Here is a 16,153-nt window from a genome sequence, read left to right as displayed (position 1 = left end):
TGCGCCCTTCTCGCTCGATCGGCTCGAGCGTCGACGTCCGGGCTCGGCACGTTGCAGCTTAGAGTGATCTTTCGACCACTCAAAGCGACATTCGCTTGGCTCGGGCGGCTGTCATCCCTGCCTGCCCAGGCCCTTGACGGCGATCGGGACCGTCAGTGCCGCGCTGGCGAGCGCCACCGGGATCGCGACGAGCGCGCCCATGGCGGCGGTACCGGTAAGGGACAGGTCGCGGGCGGCGTCGATTCCGTAGGTGATCGGGTTGAGGCTCGCGACCCGGCCGAGCCACGACGGCAGACCGTCCACCGGGACGAAGGCGCTGGAGGCGAACATCAGCGGGAACATCACCACGCCCGCGACGGCGTGGAGCGTCTCGGCGTTGTCGACCCGGCAGGCCAGCGCGATGAACACCCAGCCCAGGCTCCAGCCGATCACCAGCGCGAGGGCGACCGCGGCGAGCGTGCCGCCGAGCCCGCCCGCCGGGCGGTAGCCGAAGACGCAGTACGCGAGCGTCAGCAGGAGAACGAGCCGCAGGACGACCCGTGTCAGACCGGCCAGGCTGCGGGCGACGAGGATCGACCCCGGCCAGACCGGCATGGTCCGCAACCGGGCGAGCATGCCCGCGCGCGCGTCGTCCACGAGCCCCATCCCGGCCTGGAGGCCGCTCTGCAGGGACGTCATGAGGAAGAGCGCCGGAAGCAGGTAGTCGATGTAGCGGACGCCCGCCGGGAAGCCCGGGGCATGGACGATGCCGGAGAAGACCTGGCCGAAGGCCGTGAGCATCAGCAGCGGCTCTATCAGGCCGACGAGCAGCAGTCGGCGGTCCAGGAGGAGGCTCTTCACGGAACGCGCGGTGAGAATCCGCATCTGCGCGGCCGTGCCGGCGGCCCGCCAGCCGGACGTGCCGTCGAAGGCGAGCGTGCCGGGTGGACGGTCGCGGGCCGCGGGAGCCTGCGCACAGGTCGTCATCGGAAACTCCGTTCGGGCGTATCGGACGTGAGGGCCAGGTACACCTGGTCGAGTCCCGGTTCGGCCAGCGTCAGGCGGGCCGGTTCGACGGCGGCGGCGTCCAGGGCTCGGACGAGGTCGGCCAGGTCGCGGTCGCGGGTCAGCGCGGCCGCGACGCTGCGCTGCGGACGGTCCAGCACGGGCCGCAGGCCCGCGTGGTCGAGGGCGCGGCAAGCGGTGACGGCGTCCTGGTCGGCGGCGAACCACGCCGTCGCGGTGCGCCGTCCGATCCGGGCCTTCAACTCCTCGGGCGTCCCATCGGCGATCACGCGGCCCCCGGACAGGACGGTGATCGAGTCCGCCAGCCGATCGGCCTCGTCCAAGTGCTGCGTGGTGAGGACGACGGTGGAGCCGAGGCCGGTGAGCCCGCGCACCATGTCCCACATGTCGAGGCGGCTGACCGGGTCGAGGCCGGTGCCGGGCTCGTCCAGGAACACGACCTCCGGACGCCGCACGAGCGTCACCGCGAGGTCGAGGCGGCGCCGCATCCCGCCGGAGTAGGTCCGGGCGGGACGGCCCGCGGCGGCGGTCAGGCCGAACAGTTCGAGGAGCCGGTCGGCGCGGGCGCGGGCGTCCCGGCGCCCGGCGCCGCACAGCCGGGCGATGACGAGCAGGTTGTCCCGGCCCGACATCGCCGGGTCCAGGGTGGTGGTCTGCCCGGCGACGCCGATGCTCCGGCGCACCCGGGACGGTTCGTCCACCACGTCGTGACCCGCGACGCGGGCCGTCCCGCGCGACGGCCGCAGCAGCGTCGCCAGCACCCCGATCAGGGTGCTCTTCCCGGCGCCGTTGTGACCGAGAAGCCCCAGCACCGTCCCCTGGGGAACGGTCAGGTCGACGCCGTCCAGCGCGGCCACCTTCCCGAAGCTCTTGCCGAGGCCCGTCACCTCGATCGCCGCGCCCCTCATGACGCGGGCTCCGGCCGCAGGCGCTTGAAGACGGCGGCGACGGCCCGGTCGTAACTGCGCAACATCAGCCGCGCCAGGACGATCCCGGCGGCGAGGGCGACGCCGTGCCAGAGCGGGCCGACCGGCGAGCCGGACGGCGCGAGCAGCAGGCCGGCCACGGCCATGACCAGCAGAAGCACATTACGGACGAGGACCGGGTAGCTCATGAGCGCGCTGCGGTCACCGAAGCACCCGCACTCGGCGAACACCCGGCCGCGCACGGCGCGGAACACCACGCCGATGAACAGCGTCAGCAGTCCCGTGGCCAGCGCGAACCCGGCCCGCGCCGTGGCGGGCACCGCGATCAGCACCGCCGTCACCGCTTCCAGGGTCGCGAACCCGGCGGCGATCACGGTCGTGGACGGACCCGAGCGCATCGTCAGCTTCCGCACGGTCGTGACAAAGCGCCCAAAGTCCTCCGGGACGCGCAACTTGGAGAACGACGCGACCGCGAAGATCCCTGCCAGCGGCGCCTGGACGGCCAGCAGCGCGTACCCGTCCACGATCATCCGCCTTTCCGGACGCGGGCCGGGACGGTCATGGTCTTGGCGTAGAGCAGCATGTCGTCGTGCTCCCCCGCCGCCGTCCCCTCCGCCTCGACCCAGGCGTGCGCCCGGAACGGCTCGGTGCGGACGCCGGTGCACCAGTCCGGCCAGGTCCCGCCCATCCGGCACAGCAGCACGACCGCGAGCGAACGCCGCAGGCACCCTTGGCCCGCGCAGCGCACGCTGACCGCGACGACGGCGTCCCGCGCGGCCGTCGCCTGCGCGAGCGTCGCCGGACGGGCCCCGCGGCGGATCGCGAGAAGAACGCGTTGCATCCGCCGGGGCGGCAGGCGCGCCAGCAGCGCCGCCAGCGCCACGGCCGGGCGGGCCGCCACGCGCCTGCGCAGCGGGACGCGGCCGGTCCGTTCGAGCGTCACGGGCATCGTCATGGGAGCATCACCTTCTCGTCGAGGAGCGAGCGGACGACCGCGTCCACGTCCCGTCCGATCCGTTCGGCGAACGGGGGATGCCGCCGCGCCAGCTCGTCGGCGGCGTCGGCGGGCGAGCGCCCGTCCATCAGCAGGCGCAGGACGGCGCCGCCGGTCTGGTTGAGCGTCCAGTACCGCCCGGTCTTCGTGTTGAGCAGCACCAGGTCGCGGCCGGACTCGGTGACGGTCACGTCGGGCGACAGCCTCATCGGGCCTCCTCGACCGCGGGTACGACCGCGCGCGAGCCGGCGTGCAGCGAACGAAGCCACACCTCGCAAGCGAACGTGTTCACCAGGGGAACCAGGCGGAGCGAGAACGGCGGGAGGCTCAGCAGCATCTCGCGCAGGGCGGCCGCGTCGACCAGGCCGAGGTCGGCCAGCCGCATCCCGTCGCACAACTCCAGCAGTTCCGGGCGGTGCCGCCGGAGCCCGGCGTAGACGTTCCCGCTGAACTCCGCCTTCGTCCGGCGGCCGAGGTTCCCGTCGGGGACGATGCCGCGCATCGCCTCCACCAGCGCGGGCTTGTACCTGCCGGCGTCCATGCAGTCGGCGTAGTCGATGGCGAGCGCGGCCTCGATGACCTGGTCGTCCAGGAACGGTGCCTCGATGGTGACGCCGTGCCCCGCCGTCAGGCGGTTCATCCGGCGCATCAGGACACCGCCCTCCCGGACGCACTGCAGCGTCAGGTGCTGTCCCCGCAGCGGCGACAGCGGCTCGGCCCCCTCGGCGGTCCGCCGCAGCGTCCGGCGCACCGAGTCCACCGCTTCGGGCGTGGCCCAGTCGGGCATCCGATAGGCCATGCCCCAGCCCTTCAAAGGCGTGGACGTGACATTGCGGACGGACGCGTCGAGCGTGCGGCCCACATCTCGTCCGAGCCAGTCGGAGAAGGAGGTGCGGTCGAGTAGTTCCCGGACGGTCGGGCGCGTCTTCCAGCGGTACACGGCCCGGTTGGCGCGCACCCGCCGGATCGCGAGCAGGGGATCGCGGCGGAGCATGTCGTACAGGTAGGCGGGATTGGGGTAGAAGAGCTCGTCGCCGCCGTGGCCGGTCAGATGCAGCGTGGAACCCGCCGCGCTCAGCAGGCGGGCCTGCTCGACGATCGCCGCCCGGTTCCGCAGGACGGGGGACGGGCCCTCCAGGTCGGGGTCGGCTTCCAGAAGCCCCGCGAAGTTGGCGGGCAGGTCCGTCGTCGGATGCACCATGTGCCGCGCGCCGGGCAACGCGGCGGCGGCGAGCCCGGCCCAGTGCCCGTCGTCGTCACCGGGATCGCTGGATTCGCGGCGGACCGTGAGCAGTCGCTCGACCTTCCCGGCGGCCAGGAAGCACATGCTGGTGGAGTCCATCCCGCCCGACAGATCGACGCTGAGCGAGGACCTGCCGTGCCCGCGGACGGCCACGGCGTCGTCGAGCGCCCGCCGCACGCGTTCGGCCCCTTCGGCGAGCGGAATCTCCGGCGCCGGGGGACGATGGCGCCGCTCCAGCCGCACGCGGCCGCGCGGGGCGATCTCCAGCCGGTGGTCGGCGGGAACCGCCTCGACGCCCTGCCACGGGCACCTCTCGCTCAGCGGCCAGACTTGGGCGGGTGCCATGAGCCCGGCCGCCAGCGACTCCGTCCGAACACCGGCGCGGGTCAGCATGGCGAGCGTGTCCGGACGGTCCGCCGCCACGGTGGTGCCGAGCACCTCGCCGTAGAACACCGCACGGGCCCTGGACAGGCTGCCCTGCACGCACAGGGTGCCGTCCAGCATCGCGACCGCGTGGAAGCTGCCGGGCAGTTCGCGCCACAGGTCGTTCAGGCCGCCGGGGCCGTGCAGCCGGGCGATGTACCGGGCCAGCCAGGGCCCGGTCGCCGACGCGGTGCCGAGGACGGCGATGCGCCGCCGCCCGGCGGCGGCCCAGGCGACCTCCTCGTCCCGCCACCAGCCGACGATCCAGGGGCGTCCCGATCCGTGGTCCAGTGTCCGCGGCCCCGGCCGGTCGCGCAGCGACGCCGCGACGGCCTCTCCCGCCGCGTTGTCGGGAACAACGATGAAACGCATTTCCTCTCCTCCCGAAACACGCCGGACGCCGGCATCGCGAACCCGCCGGCGTCCGGCGTCCGGTTCTCAGCCGCCATCGGGGCACTGACCCCAATAGCAGTAGTAGTCGATTTCGAAGCCCCAGTCGGTTCCCCCCAGGGTCACTTCGCCGAGCGATCCGATCGCGGTCAGCGTCGGCGACTCATAGGCGTACCGATGCGAATTCATGAAAACTCCTTTCCGGCAAGAGAGCCGTGCCGGTGCGGGCACCGGCACGGCTCTCCGGTCAGCGATCGCCCGGCGTCACATCTCGGGGCAGTTCAGCCACCAGCACTGGTTCTGCTCGTCCCAGCCCCACGTGGGCTCGCCGAGGGTGACGTTGCGGAGGTCGCCGATCTCCATGAGCGTCGGCGGCTCGTACGCGTTCTGCATGGTTTTCTCCTTCCTCTTCCCGGTCGGTTCCGAAGCGTTTCTCTTCCGCTCCTTCGCCTACTGATAACGCTAAGCGGTGCCGCCGCCGTGCGCACGACCCCTATTCAGGTAACAAGGGACGGCGACAAAGGCGGCACGACGCCCGAAGATGTCGCGGACGAGCGGTAGCCGACGATTTCTTCGGGACGGATCAGGCCGTCCTCGATGGCGCGTGCGAGCATGTCGGCCTTCGTGGGCGCGGGACGGCCCGCCTGGGCGTATTTCACGCGCGCCCGCTTGATGTACATCTCGACGGTGTGCACCGAGACGCCCATCCGGCGGGCGACCGACGCCTTGGACATCGACTGGAACCACAGCAGCAGCGCCGTCCGCTCCCGGTCGGACAGCCGGAGCGCGGTGCCCCGCTCGTCGGCGGCCAGGACGCCCGCGGCGGTGGGCGTCACGTAGGGCCGGTCGGCGGCCACGGTGAGCACCGCCTCCAGGAGGTGGTCGCGGCCCTCGTTCTTGGCGACGAACTCGCACGCGCCCGCGTCCAGGGCCGCCAGGACCGTCTCCCGTTCGGTGAACTGGGAGAAGGTGATCACCCGCTGGGTGCGGCGGGCCAGTTCCGCGACGTCGGCCAGGACGAGCCGTCCGTGCAGGTTCAGGTCGAGGATGAGGACGTCGAGGCCCGCGGGGACGTCGTCGACGGTGTCGGCGACGTGCGCGACCTCGACGCGCGGGTCGCAGGCCAGCCAGGCCCGGACGCCCTCGATGACGACCGGGTGATCGTCGATGACTCCTACGGTGATCCGCCGGGGCTCCAGCGGGTCTCCACCCATATCCGGTTCTCCTCTCGATCGTGCGTGACCGACGGTGCCGTCGGCCCGCTCGGCTGTGCGGCGATGTCGGCGGCGATGTCGGCCGCGGCCGCCTCGGCGACGTCCGCCACCGCGCCGACCACCACCTCGCCGGACCTCGCGACGACGGTCACCCGGGCCCAGGTGGCGGCCGCCGCCAGGACCAGCAGGGGCCCTTCGGCGAGCGCGCGGCGGGCCGCCGCGGGCAGCGGCGGGACGTCGCCGTAGCCGAGCAGGGCGACGGCCACGGCGCGGCGTTCGCGACGTCCGCGCAGGCCGCGCAGCTCGTGCAGCAGCGGGTGCGGGGCGTCGTCGGTCTCGGCGAAGAGCCGCCGCAGCCGGGCGGCCGCGCGATCGCGACGCGGCGCCAGACGGCGTCGTCTCCCGGGTCCGTCCGCGACGTCGCCAGGCCGTGCAGGAGCGGCTCGATCCGGGTGCGCAGGTAGTCGTAGCGCCGCCGCCGTTCGGCGTGCACGGCTTCCTCGGCGGCGGCCCGGGCGCGGTTCGCGGCCTGCCGCCGGGCCGACTCGGTGGCGTTGCGGGCGGCGCCGTGGAGCCGTCCGCCCAGCCAGGTGAAGATGAGCTGGACGCCGGCCGTGGTGTAGGCGACGGTGATCAGGCGGGTGACCGCGACGTGGTCGAGCGAGCCGTCCACGACCATGTGCGCCGCGGTCCCGCCGATGTTGACGATCATGAAGATGACCGGTTCGCGGAAGGGGCGGTGCACCAGGAGCATGGACCACGGCCGCCGCGGGCTCGTATCTCGGCCAGCCGCGCGTGATGATCACGAGGTCGTAGCCGGCGTGCCAGACCGCGACGATGCCGATCACGGTGATGTTGAACGCCCGCGCGTAGCGGACGGCGATGGGCCGGGCGCCGTCGCGGTCCGGCACGTCCGGGACGCCCGCCGCCGCGCCGCCGTCACGCATCGGGCCACCACAGCCGGACGCACGTGCCGGTCCCGGGCCTCGATTCGACGCACGCTCCCCCGCCCGCGGCCCGCATCCGGCCGTGGACCGACTCGCGCAACCCCCTGCGGTGGGGCGGGACGGCCGTGGGGTCGAACCCGTCGCCGTCGTCGGCGATCGTCAGGACGACGGCGCGCGGCGTCCGTTCGAGGGCGAGCCGTGCCGTGCCCGTCCCCGCGTGCCGGGCGACGTTCGCCAGCGCTTCCTCGGCGCTCGCGCGCGAGCGCCGCCACGGTCGTCGTGCGGCAGCTCGCACGGTGCGAGGTCGGCGGGCGACGCGCAGCGCGGGCAGGCCCGGCCGCGGCGCGGTGGCGGCGGCGCGCAGCGCCAGGTCGACGGGTGCGGCGCGGCCGGCCGTCCGGCGGCGGCGCGCTCCCGCCCGTCCCGCAGGCCGTCCGATGACCGCCCAGGTCGGCCGCCGCGCGCCCGGCCAGCACGGGGGACGCGGCGTCGAGCCCGCCGGTGCCGACGATGGTGAGGGTCGCGAGCACGGTGTCGTGCAGGCGGCGCTGCTGGTCGCGCTCGTCGGCGCGGGCCGCCGAACGCGCGCCCGGGCGGCGGCCGCGTCGGCCCGGGCGGCGAGTTCCCGGTCCACCGCGCGCGCCTCCCGGCGGAGCAGGCCGACGAGCGTGGCCGCCAGCGCGCCCTGCACCAGCAAGAGGACGGGAGCCTCCCGCGGGCCGGGCGCCCCGGCGGTGTAGGCGGCGGCGATGAGCAGCGCCACCGCCATGCCGGCCGGCTGCCGCAGTGCGAACTGGGCGATGAAAACGCCGCTGCCGGCGGCGATGTCCACCCAGCCGGTGCCCGCGCTCGCCTGGAGGACCTGGCCGGGGACGAGCTCGCCGTGCGCGAGGCACAGGGCGCACACCAGCGCGACGTCTCCGGCCAGGAGCCACCGCGCGGGCCCGCGCGAGCATGACCAGGACGAACAGGACGCCCCAGGCGAGGAGCACGGCGGCGCATCCCGTGACCCACTCGGGACGGGCCGCCGACGTGCGCCCGGCGAGCGCCACGGCGCCGCCCAGGGCGCAGCTGGTCAGCCGCAGGACGATCATGAACCGGATGGACTGCCGGAGCATCGCCCGCTGCGCGGGCCCGCCCGGCGGCGCGGCGCCCGGGCGGGGGTCGGCCGCGGCCGAGGTGCGATGTCCCACAGGACGACGGTGGCGGAGGGCGCTGTCACTCCGGTCACGCGCCGGTCACTCCCCGGCGGGTCACAACGAAGGAGCGAACAGTTAGTAGTGTTTCGATTACATTCGGCTATATTAAGGGAACGTGCGGTACGAATTCGGGATCTTGGGTCCTCTCAGCGTCACGCGCGACGGTGCCCGTGTTCCCATCGGCTCCGGTCGGCAGCGCAGCCTGCTCGCCGCCCTGCTCGTCGACGCGGGCCAGGTCGTCTCGGTGGACGCCCTGGTGGGCAGGCTGTGGGGCGAGACCCGCCGGACGGAGCGCGCAACGCCGTCCAGAACTACGTGCTGCGGGTCCGCCGCACCCTGGGGCCGGACGTCGTGGTGACCGACCGCCGCGGTTACCTGATCGACGTGACGCCGGACGGCCTGGACGCGCACCGGTTCGCCTCGCTCGTCCGGCAGGGGGCGGACGCGGCGTCCGGCGGGGAGTCCGGGCGCGCGGCGGCGCTGCTCGGCGAGGCGCTCGGCCTGTGGCGGGGCGACCCCTTGGGGGACCTGCCCGCCGAGCGTTTCCGGGACGTCGTCCCCGCGCTGTGCGAACAGCGGCTGGCCGCGCAGGAACTGTGGGCGGACGCCGTCATCCGGTGCGGACGCCCCGCCGACGCGCTTCCGCAGTTGCGCAGGTTGACCGAGCGTCACCCGCTGCGCGAACGCTTCTGGGCTCAGCGGATGCTTGCCCTCTACCGGTCCGGGCGGCAGGGAGAGGCGCTGGAGTGCTACCGGGAGGTCGCCCGCCTGCTCGCGGAGGAACTCGGCATCGATCCGGGCGACGAACTGCGGACGCTGCACCGGCGGATGCTCACGGGCGCGCCGGAGATCGCCGCGCCGCCGTCCGGTACCGGATCCCCGCCCGCCGCGCCCGCGAAAGCGTCGCCGCCCACGGGCAATCTGCCCGCCGAAACGACGTCCTTCATCGGCCGGGCGAGGGAACTGGCCGAGACGCGGCGGCTGCTGCGCGCGTCCCGCCTGGTCACCCTGACCGGGGTGGGCGGAGTCGGCAAGACGAGGCTCGCCCTGCGCACCGCCGGGCAGGTCGCGCCCGTCTTCCCGGACGGCGCGTGGCTGGCGGACCTCGCCGCGCTGACCGACCCGACGCTGGTGGAACGGGCGGTCGCCGGATCGCTCGGGCTGCGCGACCAGTCCGTGCGCTCGACGGTGGACGCCCTGACCGACCACCTGCGCGGACGGCGGCTGCTGCTCGTCCTCGACAACTGCGAGCACCTGGTCGATGCCGTGGCGGAGCTGGTGCCGCGGCTGCTGTGCGCGGCGCCGGGGCTCCGGGTGCTCGCCACCAGCCGGGAGCGGCTCGGTGTCCCGGGCGAGCACGTCTTCCTCGTCTCCGGGCTGCCCCTGCACGGCGACGAGGACGGCGGGACGTGCGAGGCCGTGCGCCTGCTGATCGACCGGGCGGCGGCCTGCGCCGCCCCCCTGCGGGCCGGGGAACGCGACGCCGCCGCGGCCGCCGACCTCTGTCGGCGCCTGGACGGGATCCCGCTGGCCATCGAGCTGGCGGCCGTCCGCCTGACCTCGCTCACCGTCGGGGAGATCGCGGAACGCCTGGCGGACCGCTTCCGGCTCCTGGCCGCGCCCCGCGCCCCCGCGGGCGACCGCTACCGGCGGACCCTGCGCGGGGTCATGGACCTGAGCTACAGCCTGTGCACACCGGGAGAGCGCCTGCTGTGGACGCGGTTGTCGGTGTTCGCGGGCAGCTTCGACCTCGCGGCCGCCGAAGCCGTGTGCGCGGACGACGGCATCGAGCGGGCCGACGTGCTCGACCTGCTGACCGGGCTCATCCACAAGTCGGTCGTGTTCGCCGACGGCGACGGCGGCACCGTTCGTTACCGGCTGCTCGAGACGATCCGCGAGTACGGGCTGGACCGCCTCCGGGCGGACGCGGGCGACACCGCGTTCCGCTTCCGGCACAGCGACCACTTCCGCGCGCTGGCCGCGCGGGCCGCCGCCGACTGGTGCAGCCCCCGTGAAGCCGAATGGCTCGACCGGCTGCGCACCGAACTGCCCAATCTCCGCGCCGCCCTGAGTTTCTGCCTCGCCCACCCGGGCCGGGCCCGGACGGGCGCCGACATCGCCGTCGACCTCACGCGGACCCGCTCCTGGTTCTTCAGCGCCACCCTCGGTGAGGCGCGGCACTGGCTGGAGACGCTGTCGGCGGGCGCCGGGCTCCGCGAGGAAGCCGTGCCCGCGCTGGTCATGAAGACCTTCGTGGCGTGCGTCCAGGGCGACCGCTCGGCCGCGGAGACGTTCCTGGACCGGTGCCGCTCGGCCGCCCCCCACGCACCGACCCCGGTGGCCTACGTCGAAGGCGTCCACGGGCTGCTGGCGCGGAGCGACCCCGCGTGCATCGGCCGGCTCGCGCGGGTCCGGGCGGAGTTCCGCGCCGCGGGCCGCACCGGGGACGCCCACATGGCCACGATGTTCTGGGCGATCGCCGCGGCCTTCCTGGGCGACCGGACCACCGCCGTGGACGCCTGCGGAACCTATGTCGCCGAGGCCGACGGGTCCGGCGCCGAATGGGCGCGTACGTGGGCCCGATGGTGCACCGGTCTCACCGAGTTCCTGCACGGCGACCCCGGCCGCGCGCTGATGCCGCTCTGCGGCGCGCTCGTCCGGCAACGGGCCATGGACGACCGCTGGGGCCCCGCCTGGGTCATGGAGGTCCTCGCGTGGACCGTCGGCGGCCTCGGCCACCATGACCACGCCGCGCGGCTGCTGGGGGCCGCGCACCACCAGCGCCGGGTGACCGGTGCCGCGCTCGCGGGGCTGGAGCCCCTCCACGTCCTCCACGCCCGTACGACGAGCCGGGTGCGCGAGCACTTGGGGTCGCCCGCGTACACCGAGGCGTGGCGGCAGGGCGCGGAGTCGGCGGACGGCACGGCGCTCTCGCTCGGCATCGCGCACGAGGTCTTCCAGCGGACGGCCGCCGGGCGCGGCCCGGTCGCCTGACGGGGAGACGCGTGACGGCCGGGCCGTCAGGGCGCGGTCTTGCCGTTCCCCTGGCCGGTGGGGGCGGAACCGGCCTTGATCCGGGCGGCGAGCGCGGCCGCCTGGGTGCGGCGGTTCATTCCGAGCTTGGCGAAGATGGTGGAGATGTAGTTCTTGACCGTCTTCTCGGCGAGGAAGAGGCGCTCGCCGATCTGCCGGTTGGTGAGCCCTTCGCCGATGAGTTCCAGGATGTGGCGTTCCTGTTCCGTGAGGCCGTGCAGCGGGTCCTTCTTCTCCTGGCGGGTGCGGATCCGCTGCAGCATGCGGGCGGTGCTGCGCGGGTCGAGCAGCGACTGCCCGGCGGCGACGGTGCGGACCGCGCCGACCAGGTCCGACCCGTGGATCTGCTTGAGGACGTAGCCGGACGCCCCGGCCATCACCGCGTCGAAGAGCGCGTCCTCGTCGTCGAACGAGGTCAGGATCAGGCAGGCCGGAGCGGACTCCCGCGAGCGGATGTCGCGGCAGACGCCGACGCCGTCGCCGTCCGGGAGCCGGACGTCCAGGACCGCCACGTCGGGCCGGGCCGCGGGGATCCGCGCCAGCGCCTCCGCCGCCGTCCCGGCCTCGCCGACGATCTCGATGTCGTCCTCGGCGGACAGCAGCGCCGCCACGCCCCGCCGGACCACCTCGTGATCGTCGAGCAGGAACACCCGGATCGTCCGGGCGCCCTCCGGTTCGTCGCCGGTCATCCCGATTCCCCCGTTTCGCCGGTGCTGCTCGGACGTTACCCGGTCCGCGGCGGCGGGCGCGACGCGGCGTCCGGTCGGTGGCGGCGCGGGGCACGGCCGCTGCGGCGGCACGCCGGGTGTCCGGAATACTGGGTATATGGCCGATGAACCCCGAGCTGGCGCGGATCGGGCGAGGCTCGTTCTCCCGCAACTGCAACTGGACGAGCTGCTGAGCGAGCTGCAGACGCGGCTGGAGGCCGCGCGGGCGACCCGCGACCGGGTCCACGCGCTGCTGGAGGCGGTGGTCTCGATCGGCAGCGACCTGGCGCTGGAGACCGTGCTGCGGCGGATCATCGAGGCCGCGACGACGCTGGTCGACGCGCGCTACGGCGCCCTGGGCGTGATCGGGGAGGACGGCGAGCGGCTCGTCCGGTTCGTGACCGTCGGGGTGAGCGACGAGGAGATCGAGGCCATCGGCCACTGGCCGCACGGGCACGGCATCCTCGGGCTGCTGATCCGGGAGCCGCGTCCGATCCGGCTGGCGGACCTCGGCGAGCACCCCGACTCGTTCGGGTTCCCGCCGGGCCACCCGCCGATGGGCACGTTCCTGGGGGTGCCGATCCGGGTCCGGGACGAGGTGTTCGGGAACCTGTACCTGACCGAGAAGGCGGGCGGCGGCGGGTTCGAGGACGAGGACGAGGTCGTGGTGTCCGCGCTGGCGACGGCCGCGGGCGTCGCGATCGAGAACGCGCGGCTGTACGAGGAGACGCGGCGGCGCGAGCGGTGGCTGGAGGCGTCCACCGAGATCTCCACCGCGCTGCTGTCGGGCACCGACCCGCACGAGGTGACGGCGCTGGTGGCGCGGCGCGCCGGGGAGGTCGCCGACGCCGGGCTGGCGGCGGTCGCACTGGTCGACGAGGACGGCCGCGGCCTGCTGGTCGAGGCCGCGCACGGCGACGGCGCCGACCGGCTGGTGGGACTGCGGGTGCCGCTGGAGCATCCGCTGGCCGGGAAGGTCTTCGCGGACGGGGTGGCGCGGCGGCTCGTCGACGGGAGCGGGGCCGCGCGCGAGGCGAACGTCCCGGCGGAGGTGCAGGTCGGGCCGCTGCTGGCGGTGCCGCTGGGCGTGGGCGAGTCGGCCCGCGGGCTGATCTCGGTGATGAACCCGCCGGGGGGCGCGACGTTCTCGGAGGGGACGCAGCGGCTGCTGGAGGCGTTCGCCGGGCAGGCGGCGATGGCGCTGGAGTTGGCGGACCGGCGCCGGGACGCCGAGCGGCTGGCGCTGCTGGAGGACCGCGACCGCATCGCGAAGGACCTGCACGACACGGTGATCCAGCGGCTGTTCGCCACGGCGATGACGCTGATGGCGGCGACCAAGATCACGCAGAAGCGGGAGGTGCGGGTCCGGATCCAGCGGGCGGTGGACGACCTGGACGGCACGATGCGGCAGATCCGGTCGACGATCTTCGCGTTGCAGGCCCCCGCCGACACCGAGTCGCTGCGCAGCAGGCTGCACGCCCTGGTGGACGCCGCCGCCGAGCAGCTCGGGTTCGCCCCGTCCGTGCGGCTGGACGGGCTGCTGGACACCGCGGTCGACGACGCCGTCGGCGAGCATCTGCTGGCCGTCGTCCGGGAGGCGCTGTCGAACGTGGCGCGGCACGCCCACGCCTCGCGGGTCGGCGTGGCCGTCGACGTGACCGACGAGGTCACCCTCCGGGTGGAGGACAACGGGGTCGGCATCCCCGCGGACGGCCGGCGCAGCGGCCTGCGCAACATGGCCGAGCGCGCCGAGGGCCTGAACGGTTCGTTCACCGCCGAGCCGCGCGCGGACGACGGGACGGTGCTCGTCTGGCGGGTCCCGCTCGGCGACGGCTGACGCGCCCGCCCGTTCCCTCTCCCGTCCCCCTTCCCGCCCGCCCCGGAGCGGTACCGGCGGCGGAAGTCCCTGCCGCGAAGGGCCCTTCGGCCCTGTGCGCGCGGGCCGTCCGGCGGTGGGATGGCCTTCCTGGGCACCGGCGGACGAGAGAAGAGGGGCGATCCGGGTGGGCATCGTGACCGCTGCGGACCTCGCGCGTGCACCGTTCTTCGGCGGGATGGGGCACGGCGGCCTGAGCAGGCTGGCGACGGCGGCCCGGTTCGCCGGGTTCCCGGCGGGACGGCGCCTGTTCGCCGAGGACGATCCGGCGGAGCGGTTCTGGCTCGTCCGGGACGGCTCGGTCGCCGTCGACCTGCACGTCGCGGGGCACGGGTCCGTCGTCGTCGAGACCCTCGGGCCGGATTCCGTCCTTGGCTGGTCGTGGCTGTTCCCCCCGCACCGGTGGCGGTCCGGGGGCGTCGCCTGCACGCCCGTCCGGGCGGTCGAGTTCGACGGCCGCCTGGTCCGGACGCTCTGCGCGGTCGATCCGTCGCTGGGCCACGAGCTGACGCGCCGCTTCGCAGAACTGGTCGTCCAACGGCTGGAGGCGGCCCGGGCGCGGCTGGCGGACCCGTCCCGCGCGGAGACTCCGGAGAGAGGGACCCGTCTGGGGACGAAAGTCCCTAATGGAGATCAGCACCGTCCGCGAGGGTGACTGGCATCGGGCGTCGATCACGACCGCCCGGTGAAGTGCAGGTGTCACGGAACAGGGCCGGACGGCCGGAGCGGAACACACGGTGACTGAACTACGGGACAAGACCGAACCCGGGGCCGGGCGGCCCATGCTGATGCTCGTGGTGGCCACGGCCGGGTTCGCGGTGAACTTCTGGGCGTGGGCGCTGCTGAGCCCGCTGGGGCCGCGCTTCCAGGACGCGCTGGACCTGTCGTCGTTCGAGCAGTCGCTGCTCGTGGCGGTGCCGGTCGTGGTCGGGTCGGTGGGGCGGATCCCGGTGGGGGCGCTCACCGACCGGTTCGGCGGGCGGGTGATGTTCCCGCTGATCTCGCTGATCACGATCGTGCCGGTGCTGTACCTCGGCGTGGCCGGGCAGTCGTCGCTGCCGGCGCTGCTGGCCGGCGGGTTCTTCCTCGGCATCGGCGGGACGGCGTTCGCGGTCGGCGTCCCGTTCGTCAACGCGTGGTTCCCGCCGGAGCGGCGGGGCCTGGCGATCGGGGTCTTCGGCGCCGGGATGGGCGGCACGGCGATCAGCGCGCTGACCACCGTCGGTCTCGTCGACCGGTGGGGCGACGCCGCGCCGTTCGCGCTGACGTCCGTCCTGCTCGCGGTCTACGCGGTGGTCGCGTGGTTCGTCCTGCGGGAGGCGCCGGGCCGACCGCGCCGGACGAGCCGATGACCGCGCGGCTGGCCGCCGCGGCCCGGATGGGCGTCACCTGGCAACTGTCGGTGCTGTACGCCGTGACGTTCGGCGGGTACGTGGCTTTCTCGGTGTACCTGCCCACGTATCTGCGGACGGAGTACGGGCTCTCGCAGTCGGACGCGGCGCACCGGATGGCCGGGTTCGTGCTGCTGGCGGTGCTGATGCGTCCGGTCGGCGGCTGGCTGTCGGACCGGGTCGGCGCGACCCGGGTGCTGAGCGCGTCGCTGGCGCTGACGGTCGCCGCCGCGGCGGCGCAGGCGTTCGCGCCGCCGCTGCTGCCGGTCGGCACGATCGCGTTCCTGGTGATGGCGACCGTGCTCGGCGCGGGCAGCGGCGCGACGTTCGCGCTGGTGGCGCGGCTGACCCCGGCGAACGAGGTCGGTTCGGTCACCGGTGTGGTCGGCGCGGCGGGCGGGCTCGGCGGGTTCGTCCCGCCGCTGGTCATGGGATCCGTCTACGGCAGCCACGGCTCGTACACGGTCGGTCTGATGGCGCTGGCGGTCGTGGCCGCAGCGACCGCGGTCTTCACGGGCACGGTCGTCCGGCGCGCCGCGGTGAACCGCCGGACCGCGGTCCAGCGGCTCCGGTAATCGAAAGGATTCTAGAGAGTGAGTTCGAATAAAGACCGGCCGGGCCTCGACGGCCCGCTCGAAGAAACGCTGGTGAGCACCCGCAGATTCTTCACCCGGGCGAACGTGTCACCGGATCTGCGGACCGTGACCAAAAGCGGCGGACGGCAGGCGGACGCGTTCTATCGTGACCGCTGGTCGCACGACAAGGTGGTGCGTTCGACGCACGGGGTGAATTGCACGGGGTCGTG

General features: G+C 74.2%; 20 protein-coding genes. 7 read left to right on the top strand and 13 right to left on the bottom strand.

Annotated features, from left to right (window positions below; translation table 11 throughout):
* Positions 1-111: 111 nt before the first annotated feature.
* From BJF79_RS39150 to BJF79_RS39110, 12 genes are all read right to left on the bottom strand, one after another.
* Positions 112-966, bottom strand: coding sequence for an ABC transporter permease (locus tag BJF79_RS39150; protein WP_262403228.1), 855 nt, complete (start codon positions 964-966; stop codon positions 112-114).
* Positions 963-1,913 (bottom strand): ABC transporter ATP-binding protein, encoded by a 951-nt coding sequence (locus BJF79_RS39145; protein WP_075905000.1) that lies wholly within the window; start codon positions 1,911-1,913, stop codon positions 963-965. The genes BJF79_RS39150 and BJF79_RS39145 overlap by 4 nt, the downstream gene beginning before the upstream one ends.
* The gene (locus tag BJF79_RS39140; protein ID WP_075904998.1) at positions 1,910-2,461 is read right to left on the bottom strand and encodes a MauE/DoxX family redox-associated membrane protein; all 552 of its coding nucleotides are present in this window, start codon (positions 2,459-2,461) and stop codon (positions 1,910-1,912) included. Before BJF79_RS39140 ends, BJF79_RS39145 begins: the two co-directional genes overlap by 4 nt.
* Positions 2,458-2,886, bottom strand: coding sequence for a lasso peptide biosynthesis B2 protein (locus BJF79_RS39135; protein ID WP_075904995.1), 429 nt, complete (start codon positions 2,884-2,886; stop codon positions 2,458-2,460). Before BJF79_RS39135 ends, BJF79_RS39140 begins: the two co-directional genes overlap by 4 nt.
* Positions 2,883-3,134, bottom strand: a complete 252-nt coding sequence (locus BJF79_RS39130; protein ID WP_075904993.1) for a lasso peptide biosynthesis PqqD family chaperone — start codon at positions 3,132-3,134, stop codon at positions 2,883-2,885. The genes BJF79_RS39135 and BJF79_RS39130 overlap by 4 nt, the downstream gene beginning before the upstream one ends.
* Complete coding sequence (locus tag BJF79_RS39125; protein WP_075904990.1) at positions 3,131-4,963, bottom strand: asparagine synthase-related protein; 1,833 nt, start codon at positions 4,961-4,963, stop codon at positions 3,131-3,133. The genes BJF79_RS39130 and BJF79_RS39125 overlap by 4 nt, the downstream gene beginning before the upstream one ends.
* A gap of 66 nt (positions 4,964-5,029) precedes the next feature.
* Positions 5,030-5,170: a lasso RiPP family leader peptide-containing protein gene (locus BJF79_RS54540; RefSeq protein WP_143220797.1), complete on the bottom strand. Its 141-nt coding sequence runs from the start codon at positions 5,168-5,170 to the stop codon at positions 5,030-5,032.
* A gap of 75 nt (positions 5,171-5,245) precedes the next feature.
* Positions 5,246-5,374 carry a lasso RiPP family leader peptide-containing protein gene (locus BJF79_RS54535; RefSeq protein ID WP_143220796.1) on the bottom strand — a complete coding sequence of 43 codons (129 nt, stop codon included), beginning with the start codon at positions 5,372-5,374 and terminating at the stop codon, positions 5,246-5,248.
* A gap of 104 nt (positions 5,375-5,478) precedes the next feature.
* Positions 5,479-6,195 carry a response regulator transcription factor gene (locus BJF79_RS39120; protein WP_075904987.1) on the bottom strand — a complete coding sequence of 239 codons (717 nt, stop codon included), beginning with the start codon at positions 6,193-6,195 and terminating at the stop codon, positions 5,479-5,481.
* Positions 6,156-6,347 (bottom strand): hypothetical protein, encoded by a 192-nt coding sequence (locus BJF79_RS54530; RefSeq protein WP_143220795.1) that lies wholly within the window; start codon positions 6,345-6,347, stop codon positions 6,156-6,158. Before BJF79_RS54530 ends, BJF79_RS39120 begins: the two co-directional genes overlap by 40 nt.
* Positions 6,344-6,949: a hypothetical protein gene (locus BJF79_RS39115; protein WP_075904985.1), complete on the bottom strand. Its 606-nt coding sequence runs from the start codon at positions 6,947-6,949 to the stop codon at positions 6,344-6,346. The genes BJF79_RS54530 and BJF79_RS39115 overlap by 4 nt, the downstream gene beginning before the upstream one ends.
* A gap of 185 nt (positions 6,950-7,134) precedes the next feature.
* Positions 7,135-8,049 (bottom strand): sensor histidine kinase, encoded by a 915-nt coding sequence (locus tag BJF79_RS39110; protein ID WP_075904983.1) that lies wholly within the window; start codon positions 8,047-8,049, stop codon positions 7,135-7,137.
* Between the two features lie 428 nt (positions 8,050-8,477).
* Between BJF79_RS39110 and BJF79_RS63725 the strand changes: the two genes are divergently transcribed.
* The gene (locus tag BJF79_RS63725) at positions 8,478-8,699 is read left to right on the top strand and encodes a hypothetical protein (RefSeq protein WP_262403227.1); all 222 of its coding nucleotides are present in this window, start codon (positions 8,478-8,480) and stop codon (positions 8,697-8,699) included.
* Positions 8,657-11,335, top strand: coding sequence for an ATP-binding protein (locus BJF79_RS39105; RefSeq protein WP_262403226.1), 2,679 nt, complete (start codon positions 8,657-8,659; stop codon positions 11,333-11,335). Before BJF79_RS63725 ends, BJF79_RS39105 begins: the two co-directional genes overlap by 43 nt.
* Before the next feature lie 26 nt (positions 11,336-11,361).
* On the opposite strand, the gene BJF79_RS39100 is transcribed toward BJF79_RS39105, so the two are convergent.
* The gene (locus tag BJF79_RS39100; RefSeq protein WP_075904979.1) at positions 11,362-12,063 is read right to left on the bottom strand and encodes a response regulator; all 702 of its coding nucleotides are present in this window, start codon (positions 12,061-12,063) and stop codon (positions 11,362-11,364) included.
* Between the two features lie 136 nt (positions 12,064-12,199).
* On the opposite strand from BJF79_RS39100, the gene BJF79_RS39095 reads away from it, so the two are divergent.
* From BJF79_RS39095 to BJF79_RS63720, 5 genes are all read left to right on the top strand, one after another.
* On the top strand, positions 12,200-13,918 hold the full coding sequence (locus BJF79_RS39095) for a GAF domain-containing sensor histidine kinase (RefSeq protein ID WP_075904977.1): 1,719 nt from the start codon (positions 12,200-12,202) through the stop codon (positions 13,916-13,918).
* Between the two features lie 175 nt (positions 13,919-14,093).
* Positions 14,094-14,612, top strand: a complete 519-nt coding sequence (locus BJF79_RS39090; RefSeq protein ID WP_143220794.1) for a cyclic nucleotide-binding domain-containing protein — start codon at positions 14,094-14,096, stop codon at positions 14,610-14,612.
* Positions 14,613-14,694: 82 nt separating this feature from the next.
* Positions 14,695-15,309 carry an MFS transporter gene (locus BJF79_RS66060; RefSeq protein ID WP_316043530.1) on the top strand — a complete coding sequence of 205 codons (615 nt, stop codon included), beginning with the start codon at positions 14,695-14,697 and terminating at the stop codon, positions 15,307-15,309.
* Entirely contained in the window at positions 15,306-15,923 is a 618-nt protein-coding gene (locus BJF79_RS66055; RefSeq protein WP_316043529.1) for an MFS transporter, read from the top strand. Before BJF79_RS66060 ends, BJF79_RS66055 begins: the two co-directional genes overlap by 4 nt.
* Before the next feature lie 18 nt (positions 15,924-15,941).
* A partial coding sequence (locus BJF79_RS63720; protein WP_143220793.1) for a hypothetical protein occupies positions 15,942-16,153 on the top strand: 212 nt, incomplete at its 3' end.

The organism is Actinomadura sp. CNU-125 (assembly GCF_001942465.1).
GTDB lineage: Bacteria > Actinomycetota > Actinomycetes > Streptosporangiales > Streptosporangiaceae > Spirillospora.
The sequence above is the reverse complement of the archived record's forward strand: the minus strand, read 5'-3'. Positions and strand labels throughout refer to the sequence as shown.

Bases quoted from the DNA above. Each gene is read 5' to 3' on its own strand.
- BJF79_RS54540 (WP_143220797.1), bottom strand. From the start codon at position 5,170: ATGAATTCGCATCGGTACGCCTATGAGTCGCCGACGCTGACCGCGATC.
- BJF79_RS39145 (WP_075905000.1), bottom strand. From the start codon at position 1,913: ATGAGGGGCGCGGCGATCGAGGTGACGGGCCTCGGCAAGAGCTTCGGG.
- BJF79_RS66055 (WP_316043529.1), top strand. From the start codon at position 15,306: ATGACCGCGCGGCTGGCCGCCGCGGCCCGGATGGGCGTCACCTGGCAA.
- BJF79_RS39100 (WP_075904979.1), bottom strand. From the start codon at position 12,063: ATGACCGGCGACGAACCGGAGGGCGCCCGGACGATCCGGGTGTTCCTG.
- BJF79_RS39120 (WP_075904987.1), bottom strand. From the start codon at position 6,195: ATGGGTGGAGACCCGCTGGAGCCCCGGCGGATCACCGTAGGAGTCATC.
- BJF79_RS39125 (WP_075904990.1), bottom strand. From the start codon at position 4,963: ATGCGTTTCATCGTTGTTCCCGACAACGCGGCGGGAGAGGCCGTCGCG.
- BJF79_RS39135 (WP_075904995.1), bottom strand. From the start codon at position 2,886: ATGACGATGCCCGTGACGCTCGAACGGACCGGCCGCGTCCCGCTGCGC.
- BJF79_RS39115 (WP_075904985.1), bottom strand. From the start codon at position 6,949: ATGCTCCTGGTGCACCGCCCCTTCCGCGAACCGGTCATCTTCATGATC.
- BJF79_RS54535 (WP_143220796.1), bottom strand. From the start codon at position 5,374: ATGCAGAACGCGTACGAGCCGCCGACGCTCATGGAGATCGGCGACCTC.
- BJF79_RS39130 (WP_075904993.1), bottom strand. From the start codon at position 3,134: ATGAGGCTGTCGCCCGACGTGACCGTCACCGAGTCCGGCCGCGACCTG.
- BJF79_RS39140 (WP_075904998.1), bottom strand. From the start codon at position 2,461: ATGATCGTGGACGGGTACGCGCTGCTGGCCGTCCAGGCGCCGCTGGCA.
- BJF79_RS39095 (WP_075904977.1), top strand. From the start codon at position 12,200: ATGGCCGATGAACCCCGAGCTGGCGCGGATCGGGCGAGGCTCGTTCTC.
- BJF79_RS39150 (WP_262403228.1), bottom strand. From the start codon at position 966: ATGACGACCTGTGCGCAGGCTCCCGCGGCCCGCGACCGTCCACCCGGC.